The following is a 24,268-nucleotide window of genomic DNA, read 5'->3' as shown; positions in this document are numbered from 1 at the left end:
TCCTAAGAGGAAAAATCTGATAGCATATCATTGCATAGGGCACCATTTCCTGCGCACAAAAAAATAATCGCAAATCAACTCCGCGACTATTTCTTAGTGACTCCAAGGGGAATCGAACCCCTGATTCCAGCGTGAGAGGCTAGCGTCTTGACCGCTTGACCATGGAGCCAAATCATTCATGCCTAGATAGTATAACAAATCATAATACAATATGCAAGATTTTTTTACATAAGATTTCTCAAGTGGCTTCTCAAGAGTTCCCCTTGTCCGAAAAAACCGCGGGAGGAAGCCTTTTTTGGCTCTTCCTCCCGCAGCAGGTTGTCTTTTCTGTCCGGCAGGTCCGTCTTCCGTATCGGATCTGACAAGCCCTGCCTATTTTCCCATCATACTCATATATCCCTGAACAAAGATCACCAGCACGATCAATGGAAGGATAAAGGTCAGGTAAAATCTTACCGCCTTCGCCGTCGGGAATTTCAGCCCCTTCCCTGCATTGGCCTCTGCGATAAAGTTGTCCCAGCCCCATCCGTATCTGCTGACGCAGAACATCAGGTATACCAGGGAGCCCAACGGGAGCACATTGTTGCTCACGATGAAATCCTCCAGATCCATAATGTTTTTTCCAAGAACGGTAAATCCCGCCCAGTCTGTCAGTCCCAGCACGGTAGGGATACTCAGCAGGACCAACGCCACTCCGTTAATCAAAAGAGACTTCCGCAAGGACCAGTCCCACAGATCTCTTCCATACTGGATAATGTTCTGCACCACCGCAATAACGGTGGACAAAGCTGCAAATGTCATGAACAGGAAGAACAGGGATCCCCAGATGCGTCCCCCTGCCATATCCCGAAAGATATTGGGCAGCGTAATGAACACCAGTCCCGGCCCGCCTCCCGGATTGACTCCAAAGGCAAAGCATGCCGGAAAAATGATCAGGCCTGCCATAACCGCCACAAACGTATCCAGAGCCGTGATACTGACTGCTTCTCCCGCCAGGCTTCTGTCTTTTCCCAGGTAGCTTCCGAAGATCGCCAGACCTCCCTGTCCTACGCTCAGTGTGAAAAACGCCTGTCCCAGCGCCGCAAAAATCCCCTCTTTGATTCCCGCCTCTTTCAGCCTTTGAAGATCCGGTAGCAGGTAGAATTTTACTCCCTCCAGAGCTCCCGGAAGCGTCACGGACTTTATTACCAGAAAGATCATGATCACAAACAGGCTGGTCATCATAACCTTGGTAATTCCTTCTACTCCTTTTTGCAGCCCCAGGGAGCAGATGACAAAAGCAATGACGAAAATCGCCACCATCCAAAACAGCATTTCATTTCGGTTGGAAACCAGACTGCCGAAGATCCCTTCGATCTGCTTGGTGTCTGCCTTCGCAAATTCTCCTTTTACCATCTTGAAAAAGTACGCCAGCATCCAGCCTGCGATCGTCGTGTAAAACATCATCAGAAGGTAGTTTCCCGCCATGGTAAAATACCGGAAGATATGCCACTTACTCCCCTTCGGTTCCAGCACATTAAAGGAGGTGGCAGAACTTCTCTGACTCGCTCTTCCTACGGCAAACTCCATGACCACAATAGGAAGTCCCAGCACCAGCAGGAAAAACAGGTAGATCAGAACAAAGGCTCCTCCTCCGTATTTTCCTGTAATGTAAGGGAACCTCCACACATTTCCCAGTCCGATCGCACAGCCGGCTGAAATCAGGATAAACCCCAGCCGGGACGAAAAACTTTCTCTCTTTCCCATCGTTCTCTCTTTCCTTTCTATACTGCGTGTTTTCTATATCAGACTGCCTTCTTTCATCGCTTCCTAGGCGCCCTCCTTTTCCAGGTTCCCGGAGGGCTTTTCCATCAAATCCTTCACATGCTTTTTCGGCACGACAATGGGCAGTTTTTGTTTCATGTTTTCTATCTGGACCCGATCATGATTTCCTCCGAACTCTCCGTCCAGCGTCCAGGGGATCTCTTCCAGCGATTCAAAGGTGATCCTCTCTGCCTTAAGGGAAAACATATGCTTGGCGTTCACCTGCTCTGAGATCAGCGCTGCCACGATCTCCTGCAGGGCAATGGGGTTTTTAGGAGTCTTGATCAACGTCACTTCAAACAGTCCGTCATCAAACACCACCTGTTTTCCCACCATATTGCGAAATCCGCCGACCGACCGGGAATTGGTCACCATCCCGAAGGCAAACTCATCCTCCATTACTTTTCCGTTACAGGTCACTTTCATCCGATAAGAGGGGATGTTAAACAGCCTTTTCGTTCCTTCCAGCACATACGCCAGATGTCCCAGAACATTTTTGACTTCCTGCTTTGTCTCGTAAGAAACGTCTGTAAATAAGCCAAACGCCGCTATATATACAAATACGTCGTCATTAAATCTTCCGATGTCGCAGGGGAACGGTTCTCCCGTTACCGCATTGCTGGCTGCCTGCAGAATATCTCTGGGAATATGAAGGCTGGAAGCAAAATCATTGGTGGTTCCGGTAGGAATATATCCCAGCGGAATGCTGATGCCCCTGCTGACCATTCCGGTTACCACCTCATCGATCGTTCCGTCTCCGCCTCCGCAGACGATCCGGTCAAACTCCTCCCAGTTGCAGCTTAGCATCTTATGATAAGCATCCTGATAGGACTGTGTGGGATATGCAACCACTTCGTATCCTTCCTTGACAAAAATATCCACTACATCCGCCAGCTTTGCCTTTAAAATCCCTTTTCCTGCCTGTGGATTATATATAAAGAGCAGACGCTTCAAGCCTCATTCACCTCTTTTCCTGAAAACAAACAGGGCATATACCATGCCCCGCTTTCTTGTATGTTTCCTATTCTGCCGTCCTTAATTGCCGGCAGCCAAAAATCCTTCTACACCGGCGATCGCTTCCAGCTCATCCTGCCCCTCTGCGATCAGCACCACTTCTCTTCCTTTTTGAAGTCTCAGGCTCATCATACCCATAATGCTCTTGGCATTGATCTTCTTATTGTCCATTTCGATGTACACCTGGCTGGCATATTGGCTCGCCTCCTGCACAAGATGTGCCACCGGCCTGTCCTCCATTTCCATGTTGTTTTGAATCATCACAGGTTTTTTAATCATCGTAAATTGCTCCTCCTTATCTCGCTCTCAGCTTTTCTGCCATCTCTCCCAGTTTCCGTAACCGATGGTTAACTCCTGATTTTCCTATGGGTGTCTGCAGCAGCTGTCCCAATTCTTTCAGGGACGCCTCCGGATGAGACAAGCGCACCTCGGCCATCTCACGCAAACTTTCCGGCAAATCATCAAGCCCGATGGTATCTCGAATATACTGAATGTCTTCGTTTTGCTTCACTGCGGCTGACACAGTCTTGTGAATATTGGCCGTTTCACAGTTTACCTTGCGGTTCACGGCGTTGCGCATCTCCTTCAAAATACGGATATTCTCCAGTTCCATCAACGCCACGCAGGCCCCCATGATATTCAGTACATCTACGATCTGTGTTCCCTCTTTTAAGTAAACGACATACGCCTTTTTTCTGTAGATGACCTTCGCGTCCAGCCCAAACTGATTCATCATCTTTTGGAGGATCACGGCCTCTGTTTCCCTCTCTGCCACGATCTCAAAATGATAGGACTTTTGCGGGTCACTCATAGATCCTGCCGCCAGAAAAGCTCCGCGTATGTAAGCGCGCCGGCAGCAAGGTGACTGTACCTGCGCCTTAAAAACGGCGTGCAACCCCTCTTTTTCAGCAAAAATACGGTATTGACATCCCCCCGTCATCTTTCTGACCGCAACATCAGCCTTTATATTAAATGTTTTTTTTAGCAATGTAAAGTACTTTCTTGCAAGGTCGGCGTTTTCTGTACGGAAGCAGATCTTTGCTTCCTCCTCTTCCTTTGGCGGATGGATTCCGGAAAATCCGGTGATGGCTGCCAACTCCGCCAGTCTGCAATGTCTTGCTTTGGGATATTGCTGCGCCAGTTCTTGTTTCACCTGTCCTGAAAATGACATCTTTCCTCCTGCTATCCTGCTTTCGTCACTCTGTCTTTTTCGACATCTCTATGCTCCGTCCTTACGCCATAGGCTCCGCAGGTTCTAAGTCTTTCCTGTAATTTCCCCGCAATGGCAACGGATCTGTGCTTTCCTCCTGTACACCCGATCCCGATCACCATCTGCGTCTTTCCTTCCTTCACGTACTTCGGAAGCAGGAATCGAAGCAGATCCTCCAGCTTTTCCAGAAAGACCTCTCCCGCCCCGTCCTGCATCACATAATCACAGACCGCCGTATCACTGCCTGTCAGCGGGCGAAGCTCCTCTTCATAATATGGATTTGGCAGGAAGCGCACGTCGAAGACCAGATCTGCATCCGCCGGGATCCCATACTTAAATCCAAAAGACAGTACGGTGATATACAGGTTGTTGTACGCCTTATCCTGCACAAAAATCTGGTTCAGCTCTTCCTTCAGTTCCCTGGTCAGCATGTGGCTGGTATCCAGCACATAGTCCGCCCTCTCTTTTAAAAAGCCGATCTTCTGTCTTTCTTCTATAAGCCCTTTATCTACCCGCTCTTTTCCTGTCAGCGGATGCGTTCTTCTGGTTTCCTTGTAGCGTTTGATCAGCACTTCATCCTTGCACTCCATATACAGGATCTTGCAGTCAATCTCTTCTGCATCCAACACCTTCAACACCTGCTTCATCTCTTCCAGATGGGCTCCGCTGCGGATATCCACTCCCAGCACCAGCTTTTCCAGCCCCTTCTTCGGCACCCGGATCAGCTCCGCCAGCTTCGGGATCAAAGGCACCGGCAGATTATCTACACAAAAGTATCCGATATCCTCTAAGATCTTCAACGCCGTACTTTTTCCGGCTCCCGACATCCCTGTCACAATTACAAACCGCATACTAAAACTCTCCCAAACGCTTTACTTCCGGCTCCAGTCTTACGCCAAACTTTTCATATACCCTGTCAGATACCTGGCAGATCAGGGAATACACCTCCGCCGCAGTAGCATCTTTTCTATTGATCACAAATCCGCAGTGCTTTTCCGATACCTGGGCTCCTCCGTAGGAAAATCCCCGAAGGCCCGTATCCTGAATCAGCTTTCCTGCAAAATATCCCTCCGGCCGCTTGAAGGTGCTTCCTGCACTGGGGTATTCCAGCGGCTGCTTCGTCACTCTGCGCTGTTTAAAATCTGCCATCCGCTCTCCGATTTCTTCCTGATTCCCTTCCTGCAGCTTCAACGTGACTCCCAGCGCCACATATCCCTTTTTGGAAACCACACTGGTACGGTAGCCCAGTTCCATTTCCTCCCGGGACAGTCTGCGGATCTCTCCTTCCGGCGTCAGGACCACTGTCGATTCCAGCACGTCTTTTAGTTCTCCTCCATACGCGCCTGCATTCATCACACAGGCTCCTCCGATGGTGCCGGGAATCCCTTCTGCAAACTCAAACCCTGCCAAACCGCTTTCCCAGGCTGCCGCCGCCACCTTAGACAGCAGCGCTCCTGCCTGTGCATGGATCCGATTTCCTTCCACACGGATCTGCTGCAGCTTTCTTAAATACACCACCGCGCCTCTGTAGCCCTGGTCGGAAACCAGAAGATTACTTCCGTTCCCCACAATATAATAAGGAATTTCAAATTCTCTACAAAGGCTCAAGATCTCTCCCACTTCCTCCTCCGTCTCCGGAAGCAGGAAATAGTCCGCCTCTCCGCCTACCCGAAAAGTAACATAGCCTTTCATCGGCTCCCTCTGCCTGATCTGATCCTCTCTCAGTTCTTCCTTTAACCTGCTTAAAAATGTCTGGTCCATCTGCTCCTCATCTTTCTAAAGTGCCCCGGCTTTTCTGCTTTCGCCCCTTGTACGGCACGTGTTTTTCCTGTCTGTTTCCAATTCTTTGCAGGTTCCTTCCGACTCTTCTCCTGTCTGCCGAACCTACAGTTCATTTATTATACCATTTTTTTCCTATCTTGCAAATTTTCTGTAAATCAGTTATAGTTACTCTAACTATGTAAAGAAAAAGGAGAGAAAAAAATTGGACCCCAGTGACGTCATACGATTTCTTATATTGCTGATCCTGCTAGTGCTGTCCGCCCTGTTTTCCTCGGCGGAAACCGCTCTTACCACCGTCAACCGCATCAAGATGAGGAGCCTCGCCGAAGAAGGCACCCGGCATGCCGATCTTGTTCTGCAGCTGACGGAACATTCCGGAAAAATGCTCAGCGCTATTCTCATCGGCAACAACATCGTCAATCTGACGGCCGCCTCCCTGGCCACCAGTCTGGCTTACCAGTTCGGAGGGCATATGGTAGCCATCGCCAGTGGGATCCTGACTCTGCTGATCCTGATCTTTGGCGAGATCACGCCGAAAACAATGGCCACCTTACATGCAGAGAGGATGTCCCTTTTTTATGCTCCCACCGTTTCTGTCTATATGAAGCTGATGACGCCTGTCATCTTTGTGATCAATGGCCTGTCCAGGGGGATCCTGTTCCTTTTCCGTGTTCATGCCGATCCCGGAAATCGGAGCATGACAGAAAACGAGCTCCGTACCATTGTGGAAGTCAGCCATGAGGACGGCGTGATCGAATCGGATGAAAGAGAAATGATCTACAATGTGTTTGATCTGGGAGACGCCAGGGCCAAGGATGTGATGGTTCCCCGTGTCCATGTGACTTTCGCAGACATAGACAGCACCTACCAGGAGCTGATCGAGATCTTCCGGGAGGACAAGTTTACCCGTCTTCCTGTTTTTGAAGGGACCACCGATAACGTGGTGGGAACCATCAATATGAAGGACCTTCTTCTCTATGACAATTCCAGGGAATTTCATATCCGGGATATCCTGCGGGAGGCTTATTTTACCTACGAATACAAGAGCATTTCCGAGCTGCTGGTAGAGATGCGCCAGGCTTCCCTCAATATCGCCATCGTTTTGGACGAATATGGGGAAACTGCCGGTCTGATCACGCTGGAAGACATTCTGGAAGAGATCGTGGGTGAGATTCACGATGAATACGATGACAACGAAGAAGAATTCATCCGTCAGATCTCCCCTTCCGAATATGTGGTGGAGGCTTCCATCAATCTGGAAGAACTGAACGACCGGCTGGGACTGGACTTATCTTCCGAATCCTACGACTCTCTGGGGGGATTCATCATTGAGTTGCTGGATCGCTTCCCCGAGGAAAACGATGCTATCACCACCGAGGATGGCATCCGTATGGTAGTGGAATCGCTGGATAAAAACCGGATCGAACACGTCCGTTTGTTTCTTCCGGACAGCTCTGATAAAAACGAATAGACGGCAGGCGGGCTATTGCCCGCCTTTTCTTTGCCCGTGCCCCTCCTGCTGCATACTGCTGTTTGGATTGGTAAAGGACAGGTCCAGTGCGTTTGCCACCGCCACCATGATTCCGTTGCTGCTGAATGTAGCCCCTGTCACTGCATCCACTTCCACCGACTGGGTATTCAGGATCTGGGAAATCACCCGGTCTTTTGCTCTCTCAAAAAACGACGGATCGTCTTCCGTAGACAAAATCGTAACATCCGAGATGGTTCCATTTTCTACCGTTACCTCCACGGAAGTTGTTCCTCTGACATCCCTACTTTTTCCCCTTTTTTTCTCTCTCCGGATCATCCGGCAGGCTATCCGCTTTTCATTATGTCTGCGAAGATTGAAATTAGATTGAACCCTTCCTTCTTTTTTTTAAATCTGATAGTATCTACCTAAAGCGACGATTCTTGCACTTACGAGCTTTCTGTTTTTTCCCTTTGCAGAAAAAACGCGCAAAAAAAGTGCAGTCATCAGAATTTTCTTCTTCTGACTCCTGCACCTTTAACTCTGTGAAAAGAATCCACAGGCTGCCTTCTTTGATTCACATCTCTTGTTGTCTCTGACTTCCGTCAAGGCTGTCTCCGGTTATCGAAGCGTCGTAAGCACCTTCATGTCCTCTTTCAGATGTTCATAGGTACTCTTATACAGCTTGAAGTACTCGTTATATTTCTTATGGTTTTCTTCGTTGGGCAGGATCTTTTTGTCCAGCACCTGCCATTTTTGCACCTCTTCGTAGGTCAAAAGGCCTGTTCCGATCCCGGCCAGCATCACATCTCCCATGTTGGCCTCCACGTCATAGATGGGGCAAACCACCGGATATCCCGTAACGTCTGCAAAAATCTGTCTCCAGATTTTGGACTTTGTCACGCCTCCTGCCAGCAGGATGTATTCTCCCAGATCTTCTCCCGTCGCTTCCATGGCATCTCTCAGAGAATATGCCACCGCTTCCAGAAACGCCCGGTAAATGTGTCCCTTGGTATGGGTCAGAGACAGTCCCAGGATCATGCCTTTTGCATCCGAATCCCATACCGGGCTTCTCTCTCCCATGAAATACGGCAGCACCAGAAGGCCTTCACTTCCTGCCGGGATCTCTTCCGCCTGTCCGTTTAATACGTCATACAGGTTGGGGCCGCCTTGTTTCTGCTGCTCCATTTCCCACTGGCACAGGGTGTTCCGGAACCATTTTACGATAGCGCCTGCCGTATTGCCTCCTGCAAAATAATAGGACAGATTTTTTGCATCATACAGATATGGCCAAACGATCAGCCCCTTCCCCTTTACCGGTTTATCCGAGATCAGGGCGGCGCACATGGAGGTTCCGATAGCCGCCGCATACACGCCGGACTCAAACACTCCCAGGCCGATATTGGCTGCTCCGCAGTCGATTCCTCCTGCGATCACCGGAAGTCCTTCCCAAAGCCCCATTTCTTCTGCGATCTCTTTTTTCATGCCTCCTACGATATCCGTGGATTCCACCACCTTTTCCGGCATCATGGAAGCCGGGATCCCCATGGCGTCCAGCATTTCCTGGGACCACTCCCGCTTATTCATATCAAAAATACCGCCAATGTTTCCTGCAGAAGAATAGTCAATGGACACTTCTCCCGTCAGCTTGTAGATCACATAGTTGTTGGGCGGAAGGAACAGCTTTGTCTTCTCCCAGTTCTCCGGCTCATTGCGCTTCATCCAGAGCATCTTGGTATATCCGTAGTAAGGATCCGCTCCGTTGTGGGTGATCTCCAGCAGCTTTTCTTCCCCGATGGTATCCAGCGCCCATTTCGTTTCTGCATCTGCTCTCCGATCCATCCAGATCATACAGGGGCGGATGGGCTTCATCTCTGCATCCAGCGGCACTCCGGAGCCGCCGTACAGTCCGCTGATGGCGATCCCTTTGATCTCTTCCTTCTTTACTCCCTGCTCCAGCGCCTTGGAAACCGTGTTTTTGATGGATTCCACCGTAGCCTCGTACCACACGTCCGGCCACTGCTCTGCCCACAGGGGTCTGGGGGTCAATACATCATATTCCTGAAGGTCCTGTGCGATCAGTTTTCCCTCTGTGTCCATCAGAATGGTTTTGGTTCCCGATGTTCCGATATCTGTTCCCAATAAATAGTTCATTTCTGCTTCCTCCTTTATCTGCCTTATATGCTTTTTAAAAATCTGTCTACGTAAAAGATCGCCGCGCCTGCCGCCACAGCCTCCACCTTGTACCGGCACTCCAGAAGATATTGCTCCGCCTTGTCTCCAAATGGATTTCTGGCATCCACCTTCTGACAAAGCAGCTCCATATAATCTCCGATGTAAGCCCCTACGTAACCGCCCAGGATGATCGATCCGTCAAACAGCATCCGGATATTATGGATAGCCAGGGAAAGATGGTTCAAATACTCCTTCCACATTTTCTCCGCTTTCTTATCGCCCTGCTTCAGACGAAGAAAAAATTCTTCCAGGTTTCCATCCGTATATGTGTCCAGATTGGTTGCCCGGCACACCGTGTCAAAGCACCCCTTTTTCCCGCAGTAGCATGTTTTTCCGCCGGAGGGAACCACCGTCATATGCCCGATCTCTCCGCCTTTTCGGCTGTCTCCCTGATAAATCTCATTCTGAATGATAACGGTGCCTCCGATGCTGTTTCCCAGGCTGATGTAAAAGGCATTGGTGATCCTATGGTTTTCCCAGGATTCCATGCATCCGGCCGCATAGGAATCATGCACCAGAAAATGTCTGTAGGGGATGTACCTGGCGATCTCCTCACGTTTTCTCCCGGTAAATCCTAGGGTCCGCCCGTAGGTGACCTCCTCGCCGTCATCCGAGATAAATCCCGGCACGGAAATCCCCACTCCCAATAGTCGTTCCGTGGAGATCCCTGCCGTTTCCTTCACCAGCTCCACTGTTTCCCCCAGTTTTTTCAGATAGGTTTCATCGCCCAGGTCAAACACTGCTTTCTCCCGGACCAGCCCGATCACTTCCCCGGACAGATCCACCGCCACCACGCTCATGTGATTGGCTGTCAGAGACACTCCTATAGCAGTTTTTGCATTTTTAATGTAGGTGTATGCCGTAGCGTTCCGTCCTCCTGTATGCTTGATCTTTCTGGACGCGTCGATCAGCCCTTGTTTTTTCAGATATTCCAGGTTTTGGGTAACGGTAGGCAGACTCAACTGCAGCGCCACCACGATGTCCTGCTTGGATACCGGCCCATTTTCCCTGATATAGCGGTAGACCATCTGCCGGTTCTGCAGCTTGATCTCACTTGCACTTAATTTTTCCATCCTGTGTACTCCTTTTTAGGCCGCTTTTTCCCGTGCTGTTCGTGCAGCCTGCGCCTACAGTCGGATCATGACCTTTCCGGCTCTCCGGCAGGTCTCATCTGTCAGGGCTTTTTCTATCTCTTCCAACGGAAGTACGGTCGTGATCAGTTCTTTCAGTCGGATTTGTCCCGTCTCCAGTATCTGTATCGCTCTTTCAAAGGTGTACGGATTGATAAAGGATGATGTGACAGTCAGCTCCTTTTTAAAGACATCATCCGGCCGCAGTGGAAAGGACTCCTCCAGAGCAGCCAGCCCGAAAAACATCACCGTAGCTCCCTTTCCTGCAAATCGAATGGCATCCGCCTGCGTCCGTACACTTCCCACACATTCGATCACCACATCCACATTATCGCAATATGCGTCCAACATTTCTTTCACATCTTCGTTCAGAGGGTCAATGGTCTTGATAGCTCCCAGACGAAGCGCCATTTCTCTCTTTTCTGCCACCGGTTCTGAGAGAATGACCTTTGCCGCTCCTGCCAGTTTCGCCATCTGCAGCATAATCATGCCGATGGGGCCGCCTCCCATCACCAGCACTGTGCTTCCCATCTGGATCCTGCACAGATCGATCCCGTGCAGACAGCAGGAAATGGGTTCCGCCATGGCCGCCTCCATCAGATCCATCCCTTCGGGCACCTTGTATACCTGCTTTTCTCTCAGGATCACGTATTCTGCAAATCCTCCGTCCCGGGTGGTTCCGATCCCGATGTTGTTGGTACAAAAATGCTGCTTTCCGCTTTTACAGAAGTAACACTCTCCGCACATATCGTTCGGATCTCCCGTTACCGGATCCCCACACGCCACGGCCGTGACCTTTTCTCCCACCGCTTCCACGATCCCGGAAAATTCATGTCCCGGGATCAACGGCGGAGTGACTGCACTGGATCCTCCGTCTCCATGATAGATGTGTACGTCCGTTCCACAGACGCCGCAGTATTTTACCCGGATCATTACCTCGTTTTCCTTCAGTTCTCTTACCGGGACTTCTTCCACCCGGATCTCTTCCTTTCCCCGGTAGACCGCCGCCTTCATAACCCTTTTCTCCATATACATCTCCTTTTTTTCCAGCTTTTTCCTGTTCCTATCATACTGTATTTTTCAAAATTACTCCATAATCTGACGCATATTTTTCCCGAGATCCGCAAAATTTTCCCCAGGAGCAAAGAAAACCTGACAATGTTCTTTCTTGTCAAGTTTTCTGTAAGATCCTTTTCTTTTTTCGTTCTTTTTAGTTGGAATGTTTCCGCTTCTGGATACAGTCAAATCCTACAGCGAATGCAAGCACCAGTCCTTTTACCACCATCTGAGTGTAGGAGCTTACGTTCATCAGCACCATTCCGTTGGTCAGCCCTCCGATGATCAAAACACCTGCGATAACATTAGAAAGCTTTCCAAATCCTCCGGTTACCGACACGCCACCCAAAACCACGCAGGTGATCACGTCGAACTCGTATCCGATCCCGGCGGTCGGCTGACCCGAGTTGGTTCTGGAAAGCATTACGATCCCTGCCAGACCGGCAAACAGGCCGGAAAGAGAGTATACCAGATATTTTACACGCCCTACACGGATCCCGGACAGCTGGGCAGCTTCCTCATTTCCTCCTACGGCGTAGAAGTACCGTCCGAAATACGTCTTGTTCAAAATGAAGCTTCCCACGGCAAAGCAGATGATCATAATGATGACCGGGACCGGAATGGGACCTACGTACCCCTGTCCGATCATTTTAAACTTCTCGGTAAACCCGTTGATGGGGCTTCCGCCACTGAGAAGGTAGGCAAGTCCCGCAAAGATCGTCTGCGTTGCAAAGGTTGCGATCAGCGCCGGCATTCCCACCGTAGATACCATAAATCCGTTCAGCGTTCCGATCAGTGTGGCAACCACCAGGGAAAGCAGGATGGCCACATACATATTCAGTCCGTTATGCACCATGAAATACGCACACAGGATATTTACAAAGGTAATGATAGAACCGGTCGCCAGATCGATCCCTCCCAGAAGGATGACAAAGGTCATACCGATGGATGCGATTCCGTACATGGAAACCTGACGCGCAATGGTGATCAGGTTGTTGGGTGTGATAAATCTTGGATTTGCGATGGTAAACGCGATAAACAGCAGAACAAACACCACCCAGATCGCCTTATCCTTGATGTGATACAATACTTTGTTATTCATAATCCATTAAACCTCCTTGATTTCTGCTGCTGACGCAAATGCCATAATGGTGCTCTGGTCAAACTCACCTTTTTCCAGCTCCCCGGTCATCTTGCCCTCTGCCAGCACGATAATCCTGTCCGACATCCCCATCAGCTCTTCCATCTCCGACGAGATCAGCAGAATCGTCTTGCCCTCTTTTTCTACCAGCTCATTCATTAATTTGTAGATCTCATACTTGGCTCCCACGTCGATCCCTCTGGTAGGTTCATCAAAAATCACCAGCTGGGAATTTGCCGCCATCCATCTTGCCAGGATCACCTTCTGCTGATTTCCTCCGCTCAGGTTTTTCACCAGCTGATGCAGCGAAGGGGTTTTGATGGCAAGATCCTCTTTATATCTTTGGGCAACCTCCATCTCTTTTTTGGAATGAATGACGCCCAATGTTGAATTTCTCTCATAAATCGGCATGTTGATATTGTTTTTGATGGATATCCCAAGCATAGCTCCATGCCGCTTACGATCCTCCGGAACCAGCGCGATTCCCAGATCTATTGCTTCCCTTGGACTTTTCGGGTTGATTTCTTTTCCATTGAAGAAAATCTGCCCTGATTTTTTCTTGGCCGCTCCAAAGATCAGCTGCGCCAGCTCTGTCCGCCCGGCGCCCACCAGGCCTCCCAGGCCCAGGATCTCCCCTTTATGGAGCTTCAGGCTGATATCTTCATCACCGTTCCCTGTAACATGCTTCAGTTCCAAAACCACATTCTTGTGGTCGATACAGTTTTCTCTGGGGGGATAGGATTCTGTCAGCTCTCTTCCCACCATCAGATGGATCAGTTCCTCCACCTGGCTTTCTTTTGTGATCAGCGTCTTGATATATTCCCCGTCTCTTAGCACCACGATCCTGTCGGACAGCCGATAGATCTCTTCCAGTCTGTGGGAAATATAGATGATAGAGATCCCGTCTTTCCTCAGTCTCTCCACCACTTCAAACATGCTTTCCACCTCTGCGCTGGTCAGAGGCGCAGACGGCTCGTCCATGATCAGCACCTTTGCATTTTGCTGGATCGCTTTTGCGATCTCCACCATCTGCTGATAGCCTACCGTCAGGTTTTTCATGAGTGTTTTGGGATTGATCTTGATGTGCAGCTGGGCAAAGGCCTTTTCCGCCTCTCTTTCCATCGCCGCCTTGTCTACGATAATCCCTTTTCGGATGGGTCTTCCCAAAAACAGGTTTTCTGCTGCCGACAGTTCCGCCACATTATTAAACTCCTGATAGATGATGGCGATCCCGTTTTCTGCCGCCAGCTGCGGGGTCATACTGTCATATTCTCTTCCATTTACGATGATTTTTCCTGATGTGGGGATCACTGCTCCGGAACACGTCTTGATCAACGTGGATTTTCCTGCTCCATTTTCCCCGATCAACGCAAGAATTTCTCCCTTTTTCAGTTCCAGGGAAACATCTTTCAACGCTACAACGCCCGGATATTCTTTTCTTATGTGCTGTAGCTGCAATACGTATTCTTCACTCATACCGTTCTCCCGTTTTATATTCATTGGAGGCGGACAAAGCCGCCTCCACTTACGATCTGTTATTTCTTCTTACTTCTTGTCATAATCTGCCAGGTATTCATCTACATTGTCTGCATTGATGACTACAAATGGTCTGAAGATATTGTGTTTCTCTCCGGAGAAGTCGTCTCCGTTCAGGATCTTTTCATACATACCCACACAAGCTTTTGCTGTTCTTGTGTTGGATCCTTCAAATCCAACGGTCGTATTGGAAGCTTCTTTTCCGCTCTTAATGGCTCTCATCTGCTGCTCTGTTGCATCACCGGAGAAGATACCGCAGTCTTCCGGAATATTTCCGTTGTATTTTGTCAGAAGCGCCTGGTTTGCTCCGATATCAGATCCTGCTCCGATGGTTACAAACACTTTACAGTTGGGATGTGCCTGAAGTACCGTCTCTACGTTGGTCTGTGCGTCATTTGCTTCCAGTCCCTCGATCTGTGCAACTACTTCATACTTGCCTTCTGCGCCTTTCAGTCCTTCCAGGATACCGTTCTCTCTTTCCAGAAGGATCGGTGTCTGCGGATAGCCGATTACACATACCTCTGCTTTGTTGTCTGCAGAATAGTGCTCATTGATAAAATCTGCCGCCGGCTTTGCAATGGTGATTCCCAGCTCAGTGTTGTCCAATACCCAGTTTGCTGTGGTGTTTTCCATCTTGTCATCCCAGCACATTACCTTCACGCCTGCGTCCAGCGCCTGCTTGCAAACGTCTTCTACCGCATCCGGGTCAGACGGATGTACCATGATCAGGTCGCATCCTGCTGTGATAAAGTTTTCGATCTGGCTGATCTGTGTAGCAGAGTTGTCCTTACAATCTACGATCGTATAGTCCCATCCTTTGTCCTTGAGCATTTTTTCTACTTCTCCGAATACGCCTGCCCAGTAGTCATTCTCCAATGACTGAATGGTTACTCCCACCTTGTAGCTGTCCTTCTTTTCTGCGTCCTTCTCGTCTTCCTTCACCGGGGACTTTGTCGTACAACCTACCAGCAATGCGGCTACCATCGCAACGCTTAAGATCACACTTAACACTTTTTTCTTCATAATCGCTCCTCCTAAATTTTTTATTTTATAGCTTTCGCTTTAGCTATCCTTTAGACTGAACCATTCTGTTAGAAACAGGTAAACGCTCCATCCACCACAATGTCCGAGCCGGTGGTAAAGGTACTGCTGTCGCCTGCCAAATATACCAGCACCGACTGAAGCTCTTCCGGCTTGCCAAGTCTTCCCATGGGCGCCATACCGTTCCACACTTCGATCAACGGCTTCAGATTCTCTGCCTGCATGATCAACTCCGTCCCGATATAGCCGGGGCTGATACAGTTGACGCGCACGCCTCTCTTTGCCCACTCGATGGCCAGAGATTTGGTCAGCATGATCACGCCTGCCTTGGAGGCATTGTATGCACACTGTGGCTGCGGCACATTCACAATATGTCCGGACATGGATGCCGTATTAATGATAGATCCGTATCCCTGCTTCAGCATCTGGCGTCCTGCCGCCGTCGAGCAAAGGTACACTCCCGTCAGGTTGATGTCGATCACTTTCTTCCACTGTTCAAAGGTCATCTCTTCTGCCGGAGCGTTTACTGCGATCCCCGCATTGTTGTAGCAGGCGTCCAGTTTTCCGTAAGTTTCCACCACCTTTGCCACCATGGCTTCTACCTCTTCCGGATTGGTCACATCCGCCTGAATGGCAATGGTCTTGGATCCTGTAGCCTGTGCGATTTCCTCCGCCACCTTCCTGGCTCCTTCCAGGTTGATGTCAACGATTGCCACGTCTGCTCCTGCCTCTGCAAATCCATAGGATGCTGCTTTTCCGATGCCGCTTGCTCCGCCTGTAACGTAGATCGCCTTCCCGTCCAGCCGCATTTTTTCAATGATACCCATAGTTTCCTCCTTCTCGCATCAACAATCATCCAGGTTGTTGATTTGCAACCAGTTTTGTAAATGTGTTTTATAAATGTAATTTTTATATCTTGCATTATATTCTGCAGAACCCTGTTGTGCAAGACGTAATATCCGCCAAAATCATTTTTCGGTTTTCGTTTATTTTGCATAATGTTATTTTATTATCATTTGCAGACGTTTTTCCGGATCCCGGATCCCCACCGGATACTCCCGACGTCCCTTCCCGGCGCTATACCGACTCCAGGTATTCCTCCATCACAAGAACTGCGCCCCCCAGAGCGGATGCCTCTTTTCTGGATCTGCATGCCATGACGTAATCTCCGGAAGAGCCGAAAATGTCTCTTTCCCGCATCTTTTCCTGAAGAACATGGATGTAAGGCTCCAGATAACATCCTACGTACCCACCCAGAATCACCCGACAGTCAAACTGCATCCGCAGATTATCCACTGCAATGGTCAGATCGTCCAGGTATTTTGCAAAGATCCTGCGGTATTTTTCGTTTCCCTCTTCCATCTCCACAAAAAACCTCTCCAGGTTTCCTTCTGTCTGTTCCGCCAAACGCAGGGCAGAACAATATGTATCCAGACACCCGATCTTTCCGCAGTAGCATCTGTTTCCCTCCGGACGGATCACCATATGTCCAAATTCACAGCTTCTCCAGTTATCTCCCAGATACAGTCTGGGCTTTAACCCTTCTCCTCCGTTCAGGGTCTGCATCCTCGCCGCTCCTCCTACCGTATTGCTCAGCAGAAGGTACAGCATATTGCCCTGGATGTCCGACACGGCGCACTCTGCAATGGCAGCGGCGTTGGCGTCGTTGGTAAATTTGCAGGGATAAGGAAGGTAGTCCTTCCATTTGTCCAGGGATACCCCATGGATCCCCAGAGCATGGGACGCCGTGATCATCCCCCGCTCTTCATCCACGATCCCCGGCACAGCCATGGCCATTCCCAGGATCTTGTCCTGGTCGATTTGGTTTTCTTCCACAAATTTCCGGATCAGCCTTGCCACTTCCTGAAAGTAGTCTGCCGTGTCCTCAAATGGCTTGTACACCCTCTCATGGCATTTGGCCTGCTGTGTAAAATCTGTATATGTGATCCCTACATGGTTTTTGGTAAGATCCACTCCTATGCTGTACCTGGTATCTTTTCTGGCGGCATAGGCCTTGGCCTTTCTTCCTCCGGTGGAGCCAAACTCCCCCACCTCTTCGACGATCCCTTCCTTCAGCAGTTCTTTTACTACTCCCAGCACCGTCGGAGTGCTCATCCGAAGAGCGGAAGCGATCTCCGGCATCGATGTTTTTTCTACACTGTTTATATAACGAAATACTCTGTTTCGATTGATTTTTCTCACTTGGAGATTATTTGTACCTGGTCCCATACTGTTCTCCGATATCCACTTTATTAAAATGTTTAATTAAGTGTTTTTCTAATTTTAGCATACCCTTTGTCGTTTTGCAAGTTTTGTTATAATTTTGTCTAAATTTTATCTAAACTCTCTTTAAAATTTGTCTAATATTCCCTGTAGCTCCTGCAGGTCACTGATCTGTTCATGGGCATCTTCTACCCACCCAAAGCCATACGCCGCATAGATCATTGGGATATCCGCCTCTTTGCATGCCGCCTCATCGCCTCTTGTGTCCCCCACATAGACTGCCCTTTGCAGCCGGTGCTTTTTCATGATATAGCGGATATTTTCCGCCTTCAGCATGCCCGTATCTCCCGGACAGGTAAAATCTGTTATATACTCTCCCAGCCCCGTATTTTTCAGAAAGGCCTCTATATACCCTGCCTGGCAGTTGCTGACGATAAAAAGCCGGTACTGTTTACTAAGGGTCTGTATCGTTTCTTCCATGTGCGGATATCGCAGGCAGTCCGCCTCTTCCATCTTTTTGTTCTGATAGGACAAAATGGCCTCTGTAAAGGATTCTCTTTCTTCTTCCTGTATCTTAGGAAATACGTTGGCTATGATCTCCTGCAACGGCTTCCCAAATTCTCCTTTCAATTCCTCTGGCGTCACCGTTTTGGCAATGTCCGTCCTTCCTGCCAGTACCTCGTTCCACGCCCTGGCCACCTCTTCTGTAGAATCCCACAGCGTTCCATCCAAATCAAATATCACTGCTTCCATTGTTTTCTTCCTCCTGCTTGTTTGTGTTCTTTCTGTTTCCTTTCTGCCTTCTTTCCCGTCTGCTTCCTGCTCCCCTCATCCGCAAAGCTCTCAGCAGAGAAAAAAGACGACTTGCCGCCGTCTTTCCTGTCTTTATTCTATTCTTCTTCGATCGCCATCAGAAGATCCACTCTTTCCTGATGCCGTCCTCCCTGAAATTCGGCTGCCAGCCACTCATCCACGATCATCTTCGCCATCTCCGGACCGATGATCCTTGCTCCAAAGGCAAGGATGTTTGTGTTGTTGTGCTGTTTGGACAGCCTAGCCGAGCATGGCTCTGAACAAACGGCAGCCCGAATTCCCTTTACCTTGTTGGCCGCCAGCGAAATCCCGATCCCGGTACCGCAGATCAGGATCCCCTTCTCCACTTCTCCGCTTACCACTGCCTTTGCCACCTTTTTTCCATAATCCGAATAACTGCAGCTTTCTTCTGTATCCGTTCCATAGTTCCAGACTTCATATCCCTGATCCTGCAGATGCTGCGTGATCTCCCGTTTCAGTTCTACTCCTGCATGGTCGTTTCCGATTCCTATCTTTGTCATTGGCTTCCTTCCTCTCTTCCACTTTGTTTCTTTTTATATTATAATGTGCTGGTATCAAAATAACAACCTTACACATCAGGATTTCAAGGAGGTTTTATGATAAAATTAATCGTAAGTGATCTGGACGGCACTCTGCTGAAGGATGGCGCCCAGCAACTGGATCCTTCTCTTTTTCCTCTGATCATGGAGTTGAAAGAAAGAGGGATCCAATTTGCCGCGGCCAGCGGCAGGCAGCTGCACAGCCTGCATCAGCTTTTTGCCCCGATTCGGGACGACATTTACTACATCGCAGAAAACGGATCCTTATGCATTCAGAATGCAACCGTTTTGGTAAAAGGGGAGATTCCCCGGGATCTGGGACTGGAGCTGTTTCGATTTTCCCGAAATTATCCCCACTGCAGCTGTCTGCTGTCCTGTGAATCCTGCGCCTACACGGATTCAAAAAGTGACGGGTTCCTTCACCTTATGCAGCAGGAGATCCGTTCCAATATTTACGCGGTAGAGGACCTGTCTCAGGTGGAGGAAACTTTTTTAAAGATCTCTTTTTGTGACTTCACAGACACAGAAGCCTTATTTCAGCAATCCTACCGTTCTTTTTCCTCCCGGCTGAGAGTCGTCACCGCCGGCCCCGGCTGGATCGACTTTGCCGCCATCGGCGTCAATAAAGGAACTGCCCTTGCCCGTCTGACAGACTATCTCCGGATTCGTCCTAAGGAATGTATGGCCTTTGGCGATGAGTACAACGACAAAGAGCTGCTCCAGTTTGCCGGCACCAGCTATGCCATGGCAAGTGGTGCAGAGGGCATCCGAAAATACGCCACCCATATCACTGACTCTGTGGAAAACGTCCTCCGGGATCTGCTGGACAGCCTGCCTGCCCGGAACCGGTAGAGCAGTCTTTGCACGGCTTAAACCGCTTTTCACCTGAATCTGAAAGGACATTTTATGAAAGCTTCTTATCAACCTGTTATTTTATATGAGGATGACTCTATTCTGGTTTGTCAAAAGCCGCCCGGCATGGCCACCCAGAGCCGTCGCATCGGCGAGATGACCGTGGAATTTCACCTAAAAAATCATCTGGCACAAAGTCGTCCGACAGGACGGGAGCCTTTTCTCGGCGTGATCCATCGCCTGGATCAGCCGGTGGAAGGGATCCTTGTTTTTGCCCTGACCTCCCAGACGGCCGCCAGTTTAAACAAGCAGCTGCAGCGCAACGGCTTTGGAAAATACTACCGGGCATTTACGCAAAGCCAGCCGACTCAGCCAAAGGGATATCTGAAGGATTGCTTAACAAAAGACGCCAAAACAAATCTTTCGCGTATTTCCACGCCTTCAGATCCCGCCGCAAAACCAGCCTCCCTGTTTTATCAGACGGTGGTGCAGCCCCCGTACTATTTCGCAGGCTCTCCTTCACTTCCCCCGGGAACAGAATTGGAGATCCGGCTGGAAACCGGGCGGCATCATCAGATACGGGTACAGCTGGCACACCTGGGCTGCCCTATCTGCGGTGACAGAAAATACGGCCCCTCTGCCCTTTTTACAGACAGGCTGTGTCTGTGCGCCTACCGTCTGGAATTTCTCCACCCGGAAACCGGAAACCCCATGGTATTTTCTCTGCTGGATGGGTAGTCGTTCCATCCCTACAACCATTCAATCTTGATCTGATAGGAAGAATTCGGGCTTTTTAACATGGAGGAAAGAATTGTCTCTGCATTCCTTTTTGCCACATCCAAAAGGCCCTTTTCTTTTGCTCTGGCCACCATTTTGTTCTTTAACTCCTGCTGAGCTGCATTCAGATCTTCCGTGGTAACAGGATTAAAGATATTGTTTGATTCATCCAATTTTTCAAAAGAATCATTGTCGATTTCCGTCTCCGTAATCTCTATTTCGGGAAACTTTATCGTAATTGTATTTCCCTTTTGTGTGACCTGGGCTTTTGTCAAATCTCTGATACCTGCTTTTACGATTCCGTCATAAGAAATAATAAAATACTTTTCTGTTAAAGGAATCGTCCATCCCTTCAATGTTTTCGATTCTGTCCGTGTCAGGATATCTGTGCATAGGTAACTTCCTGTATTTAATTCTGCTGTCAATTTCAGCTTTTCTTCTATCACTTCGATTTCTGTACGTTGTTTAGGTTTGTTCCGTTCTTTTGATTCTTTTTCACTAAAATGTCTGTGCAAAAACCATCCTCCTGCTACGAGTGCTATAAAAACAACGGGCAACATCCCCATCAAAGCTTTTTTTGCCACTTCTCTCATCTGTATTTCCGCCCCTCCTATCCCACTTACAACAGTGACACTATCACGCCAAACACTCCCATCAAAAAAAGAATCACAGCGCAAAGGATCACCAGCCATCTGCCCTTTTTTCCTAATTTCAGTCCCACTCTCAAAAGCACCAGTCCCATTATCATTAATCCTATAAACAGCATAAACGTAGACATTTCTATGACTCCCTTTCACTCTCTCACTAAATTTTCCCTATAATATTCACAGAGATTTTATCATATTTTCCTTTGCAGTTCAGTAGAAAATCTTCCGATTTTTTAATATTCTTTTTCCACAGACTGCCTTTCCCTAAACTTCCCGCAGTCACAGTTCCCGACAAGTACAATTGTAGACGATTTCCGTTTTCTGTCCTGAAAACAAAAAAGAACGGAAGTATCAGCCCTCCGCTCTTTTCTTCTGCTCTGGTTTCCTATTTCAGGAATCCTTTGATTTTTTCGTAAATGCTCTGTGCATCCAGTCCATACTTTTTGATCAGCTCTACCGCCGGTCCGGATTCTCCATAGGTGTCGTTGATTCCGATCTTCATGACTCTGGCCGGCGCTTTCTCTGCAACCACATCACAAACGGCGCTTCCCAGACCTCCTATAACGGAATGTTCTTCCACCGTCACGATCTTTCCTGTCTTTTTTGCCGCCTCGATCACCGCCGCTTCATCCAGCGGCTTGATGGTATGCATATTGATCACTTCCGCCTCAATCCCATCTTCTGCCAGCATTTTCGCCGCTTCCAGCGACTCGGATACCGGAAGGCCGGAGGCGATGATGGTCACATCCTTCCCTTCTCTTAAACGGATAGACTTTCCGATCTCAAACTGATACGTTTCTTCCTCATTGATCACCGGAACTGCCAGCCTGCCAAACCGCAGGTAAACCGGTCCTTTATGCGCATAGGCCGCGGCTACAGCCGCCCTTGCTTCCACATCATCAGCCGGATTCAGCACCACCATTCCCGGAATGGTACGCATCAGGGCAATGTCCTCGTTGCACTGATGGGTCGCCCCGTCCTCTCCTACGGAGATCCCTGCATGGGTCGCTCCGATCTTTACGTTCAGCTTTGGATAGCCCACAGAGTTTCTCACCTGTTCAAACGCGCGCCCTGCTGCAAACATGGCAAAAGAGCTGGCAAACGGAACCTTGCCTGCCGCCGCAAGACCGGCTGCCACGCCGATCATGTTGCATTCCGCGATCCCACAGTCAATATGGCGTTCCGGAAATGCCTTCTGAAATGTACTGGTTTTTGTAGCTGCCGCCAGGTCTGCATCCAGAACGACCACATCCTCATGCAGCTTTCCCAGCTCTGCCAATGCATTTCCATAGCTTTCTCTCGTTGCGATCTTCTTTCTCTCTGCCATTACACTTCACCTGCTTTCTCTAATTCTGCCATTGCCGCTTCGTACTGCTCCTGATTCGGTGCAGATCCGTGCCATGCCGCCTTATTTTCCATGAAGGAAACTCCTTTTCCCTTTACCGTCTTCGCAACGATAGCTGTGGGACGGCCCTTGGTCTCCCTCGCTTCTTTCAAAGCATTTTCGATCGCGTCAAAATCATGCCCGTCAATATTGATCACATGGAAGTTAAATGCTTCAAACTTCTTGTCAATGGGATACGGGGAATTTACCTCATCGATCGCTCCGTCGATCTGCAGATTGTTATTATCTACGATCACCACCAGGTTGTCCAGCTTCCTGTGAGCCGCCAGCATGGCAGCCTCCCACACCTGTCCTTCCTGGATCTCTCCGTCTCCCAACAGGGTATAAACTCTGTAGTCCTGTCCGCTCAGCTTGGCAGAGATCGCCATACCTACTGCGGTGGAGATTCCCTGTCCCAAAGATCCACTGCTCATATCTACTCCCGGTATGTGTTTCATATCCGGATGTCCCTGTAGGTAAGATCCGACCTTTCTCAAAGTTTCCAGATCTTTCACCGGGAAAAATCCCCTGTTAGCCAGCGTCGCATAATAGCCCGGCGCCGTATGACCCTTGGACAGGACAAATCGGTCCCGGTCCGCCTTTTTTGGATCCGCAGGATCGATCCTCATCTCTTTGAAAAACAGATAGGTATAAAGTTCTGTAGCCGACAAGGATCCGCCCGGATGTCCTGATTTCGCATGATAAACCGCCGTCAGGATCCCTTTTCTGATTTCATTTGCTGTGTGTTTTAACTCTGCTTTGTTCATCTGTGTGTTCCTTTCACTTCTTTGGAATGATCTTTGCTATTCTCCAAAAACCGCCTTGTAATCTGCCTGAAACTTTTCGATCCCCGCATCTGTCAGAGGGTGCTTCGTCATCTGCTCGATAACGGAATACGGCACGGTGGCAATGTCTGCTCCTGCCAGCGCACAGTCTGTTACATGGAGAGGATGTCGTACGCTTGCCGCAATGATCTCTGTCTCGATCCCTGCTACCGCGAATATCTCTGCGATCTCTGCGATCAGATCCGTTCCTCTTACAGAGATATCATCCAGTCGTCCCAGAAACGGAGACACAAAGGTCGCTCCTGCCCTCGCTGCCAAAAGCGCCTGATTGGCGGTAAAAATCAGGGTCACATTCGTCTTGATCCCCTCCCGAGTCAAGGCTTTGCATGCCTTCAAGCCTTCCACCGTCATGGGAAGCTTTACTACCATGTTGGGATGGATCGCCGCGATCTTTCTGCCTTCCTCGATCATCCCCTCTGCATCCACCGTCGTTGCTTTTACTTCCCCGCTGATAGGCCCATCCACGATCCCTGCGATCTCTGCGATCACTTCCTCAAACACTCTTCCTTCTTTTGCGATCAGAGACGGGTTGGTGGTCACACCGCAGATCACGCCCATATCATTTGCTTTCCGGATATCTTCCACCTTTGCTGTGTCGATAAAAAATTTCATGCCAACTTCCTCCTTCAATTCATACGCCTTACTTGCACATTTGCTTTTGATTATATCTCATCTTCAGAAGCACGGTCAATAGATCTGGATTTTTATTAATAATCAATTATTTTTATTAGTATTTTTTATCAATCCTGTC

At 49.2% G+C, this 24,268-nt stretch carries 25 protein-coding genes and 1 tRNA gene; 3 read left to right on the top strand and 23 right to left on the bottom strand.

Annotated elements, in window-relative coordinates:
• Window positions 1-97: 97 nt before the first annotated feature.
• From FYJ34_RS07230 to murB, 7 genes are all read right to left on the bottom strand, one after another.
• Window positions 98-169, bottom strand: a tRNA-Glu gene (locus FYJ34_RS07230).
• Window positions 170-372: 203 nt separating this feature from the next.
• The gene (locus tag FYJ34_RS07225) at window positions 373-1,746 is read right to left on the bottom strand and encodes a sodium-dependent transporter (protein WP_154477421.1); all 1,374 of its coding nucleotides are present in this window, start codon (window positions 1,744-1,746) and stop codon (window positions 373-375) included.
• Window positions 1,747-1,809: 63 nt separating this feature from the next.
• Complete coding sequence (locus FYJ34_RS07220; protein ID WP_154477419.1) at window positions 1,810-2,757, bottom strand: diacylglycerol/lipid kinase family protein; 948 nt, start codon at window positions 2,755-2,757, stop codon at window positions 1,810-1,812.
• Between the two features lie 81 nt (window positions 2,758-2,838).
• On the bottom strand, window positions 2,839-3,096 hold the full coding sequence (locus FYJ34_RS07215; protein WP_154477417.1) for an HPr family phosphocarrier protein: 258 nt from the start codon (window positions 3,094-3,096) through the stop codon (window positions 2,839-2,841).
• Between the two features lie 16 nt (window positions 3,097-3,112).
• Complete coding sequence (gene whiA, locus FYJ34_RS07210) at window positions 3,113-3,988, bottom strand: DNA-binding protein WhiA (protein WP_154477415.1); 876 nt, start codon at window positions 3,986-3,988, stop codon at window positions 3,113-3,115.
• A gap of 11 nt (window positions 3,989-3,999) precedes the next feature.
• A complete protein-coding gene (gene rapZ, locus FYJ34_RS07205) occupies window positions 4,000-4,878 on the bottom strand; it encodes an RNase adapter RapZ (RefSeq protein ID WP_154477413.1) in 879 nt (292 codons plus the stop codon).
• 1 nt (window position 4,879) lies between these two features.
• Window positions 4,880-5,788, bottom strand: a complete 909-nt coding sequence (gene murB / locus FYJ34_RS07200; protein WP_154477411.1) for a UDP-N-acetylmuramate dehydrogenase — start codon at window positions 5,786-5,788, stop codon at window positions 4,880-4,882.
• A gap of 223 nt (window positions 5,789-6,011) precedes the next feature.
• Between murB and FYJ34_RS07195 the strand changes: the two genes are divergently transcribed.
• A complete protein-coding gene (locus tag FYJ34_RS07195; protein WP_154477409.1) occupies window positions 6,012-7,280 on the top strand; it encodes an HlyC/CorC family transporter in 1,269 nt (422 codons plus the stop codon).
• A gap of 12 nt (window positions 7,281-7,292) precedes the next feature.
• On the opposite strand, the gene FYJ34_RS07190 is transcribed toward FYJ34_RS07195, so the two are convergent.
• From FYJ34_RS07190 to rpiB, 11 genes are all read right to left on the bottom strand, one after another.
• Window positions 7,293-7,616 carry an FMN-binding protein gene (locus FYJ34_RS07190; RefSeq protein ID WP_154477407.1) on the bottom strand — a complete coding sequence of 108 codons (324 nt, stop codon included), beginning with the start codon at window positions 7,614-7,616 and terminating at the stop codon, window positions 7,293-7,295.
• 282 nt (window positions 7,617-7,898) lie between these two features.
• Window positions 7,899-9,431 carry an FGGY-family carbohydrate kinase gene (locus tag FYJ34_RS07185; RefSeq protein ID WP_154477405.1) on the bottom strand — a complete coding sequence of 511 codons (1,533 nt, stop codon included), beginning with the start codon at window positions 9,429-9,431 and terminating at the stop codon, window positions 7,899-7,901.
• A gap of 23 nt (window positions 9,432-9,454) precedes the next feature.
• Window positions 9,455-10,585, bottom strand: coding sequence for an ROK family transcriptional regulator (locus FYJ34_RS07180; protein ID WP_235899315.1), 1,131 nt, complete (start codon window positions 10,583-10,585; stop codon window positions 9,455-9,457).
• Between the two features lie 54 nt (window positions 10,586-10,639).
• Window positions 10,640-11,671 carry a zinc-dependent alcohol dehydrogenase family protein gene (locus FYJ34_RS07175; RefSeq protein WP_235899314.1) on the bottom strand — a complete coding sequence of 344 codons (1,032 nt, stop codon included), beginning with the start codon at window positions 11,669-11,671 and terminating at the stop codon, window positions 10,640-10,642.
• Between the two features lie 181 nt (window positions 11,672-11,852).
• Window positions 11,853-12,800, bottom strand: a complete 948-nt coding sequence (locus FYJ34_RS07170) for an ABC transporter permease (protein ID WP_154477403.1) — start codon at window positions 12,798-12,800, stop codon at window positions 11,853-11,855.
• A gap of 6 nt (window positions 12,801-12,806) precedes the next feature.
• Window positions 12,807-14,315 carry a sugar ABC transporter ATP-binding protein gene (locus tag FYJ34_RS07165; RefSeq protein WP_154477401.1) on the bottom strand — a complete coding sequence of 503 codons (1,509 nt, stop codon included), beginning with the start codon at window positions 14,313-14,315 and terminating at the stop codon, window positions 12,807-12,809.
• 69 nt (window positions 14,316-14,384) lie between these two features.
• Window positions 14,385-15,398: a sugar ABC transporter substrate-binding protein gene (locus FYJ34_RS07160; protein WP_154477399.1), complete on the bottom strand. Its 1,014-nt coding sequence runs from the start codon at window positions 15,396-15,398 to the stop codon at window positions 14,385-14,387.
• Window positions 15,399-15,466: 68 nt separating this feature from the next.
• A complete protein-coding gene (locus FYJ34_RS07155; protein ID WP_154477397.1) occupies window positions 15,467-16,243 on the bottom strand; it encodes an SDR family oxidoreductase in 777 nt (258 codons plus the stop codon).
• Window positions 16,244-16,493: 250 nt separating this feature from the next.
• Entirely contained in the window at window positions 16,494-17,645 is a 1,152-nt protein-coding gene (locus tag FYJ34_RS07150; RefSeq protein WP_154477395.1) for an ROK family protein, read from the bottom strand.
• 120 nt (window positions 17,646-17,765) lie between these two features.
• Window positions 17,766-18,392, bottom strand: coding sequence for an HAD family hydrolase (locus FYJ34_RS07145; protein ID WP_154477393.1), 627 nt, complete (start codon window positions 18,390-18,392; stop codon window positions 17,766-17,768).
• Window positions 18,393-18,529: 137 nt separating this feature from the next.
• The gene (rpiB, locus tag FYJ34_RS07140) at window positions 18,530-18,973 is read right to left on the bottom strand and encodes a ribose 5-phosphate isomerase B (RefSeq protein ID WP_154477391.1); all 444 of its coding nucleotides are present in this window, start codon (window positions 18,971-18,973) and stop codon (window positions 18,530-18,532) included.
• 96 nt (window positions 18,974-19,069) lie between these two features.
• On the opposite strand from rpiB, the gene FYJ34_RS07135 reads away from it, so the two are divergent.
• On the top strand, window positions 19,070-19,864 hold the full coding sequence (locus FYJ34_RS07135) for an HAD family hydrolase (RefSeq protein WP_154477390.1): 795 nt from the start codon (window positions 19,070-19,072) through the stop codon (window positions 19,862-19,864).
• A 54-nt stretch (window positions 19,865-19,918) separates the two neighbouring features.
• Entirely contained in the window at window positions 19,919-20,602 is a 684-nt protein-coding gene (locus tag FYJ34_RS07130; RefSeq protein ID WP_154477389.1) for an RluA family pseudouridine synthase, read from the top strand.
• A gap of 11 nt (window positions 20,603-20,613) precedes the next feature.
• Here FYJ34_RS07130 and FYJ34_RS07125 read toward each other — a convergent pair whose 3' ends face one another.
• The 5 genes from FYJ34_RS07125 to fsa all read right to left on the bottom strand — a co-directional run bounded on the left by FYJ34_RS07125 (window position 20,614) and on the right by fsa (window position 24,129).
• Entirely contained in the window at window positions 20,614-21,333 is a 720-nt protein-coding gene (locus FYJ34_RS07125) for a DUF4230 domain-containing protein (protein WP_154477388.1), read from the bottom strand.
• Window positions 21,261-21,419 carry a hypothetical protein gene (locus tag FYJ34_RS07120; protein WP_154477387.1) on the bottom strand — a complete coding sequence of 53 codons (159 nt, stop codon included), beginning with the start codon at window positions 21,417-21,419 and terminating at the stop codon, window positions 21,261-21,263. The genes FYJ34_RS07125 and FYJ34_RS07120 overlap by 73 nt, the downstream gene beginning before the upstream one ends.
• A 254-nt stretch (window positions 21,420-21,673) precedes the next feature.
• Window positions 21,674-22,615 carry a transketolase family protein gene (locus tag FYJ34_RS07115; protein WP_154477386.1) on the bottom strand — a complete coding sequence of 314 codons (942 nt, stop codon included), beginning with the start codon at window positions 22,613-22,615 and terminating at the stop codon, window positions 21,674-21,676.
• Window positions 22,615-23,439: a transketolase gene (locus tag FYJ34_RS07110; RefSeq protein ID WP_154477385.1), complete on the bottom strand. Its 825-nt coding sequence runs from the start codon at window positions 23,437-23,439 to the stop codon at window positions 22,615-22,617. The genes FYJ34_RS07115 and FYJ34_RS07110 overlap by 1 nt, the downstream gene beginning before the upstream one ends.
• Before the next feature lie 36 nt (window positions 23,440-23,475).
• On the bottom strand, window positions 23,476-24,129 hold the full coding sequence (gene fsa / locus FYJ34_RS07105) for a fructose-6-phosphate aldolase (protein WP_154477384.1): 654 nt from the start codon (window positions 24,127-24,129) through the stop codon (window positions 23,476-23,478).
• Window positions 24,130-24,268: the final 139 nt, after the last annotated feature.

Source organism: Suipraeoptans intestinalis, assembly GCF_009696485.1.
Lineage (GTDB): Bacteria > Bacillota > Clostridia > Lachnospirales > Lachnospiraceae > Suipraeoptans > Suipraeoptans intestinalis.
Note: the sequence above shows the minus strand (reverse complement) of the source record. Positions and strands in the feature narration are given on the sequence as shown.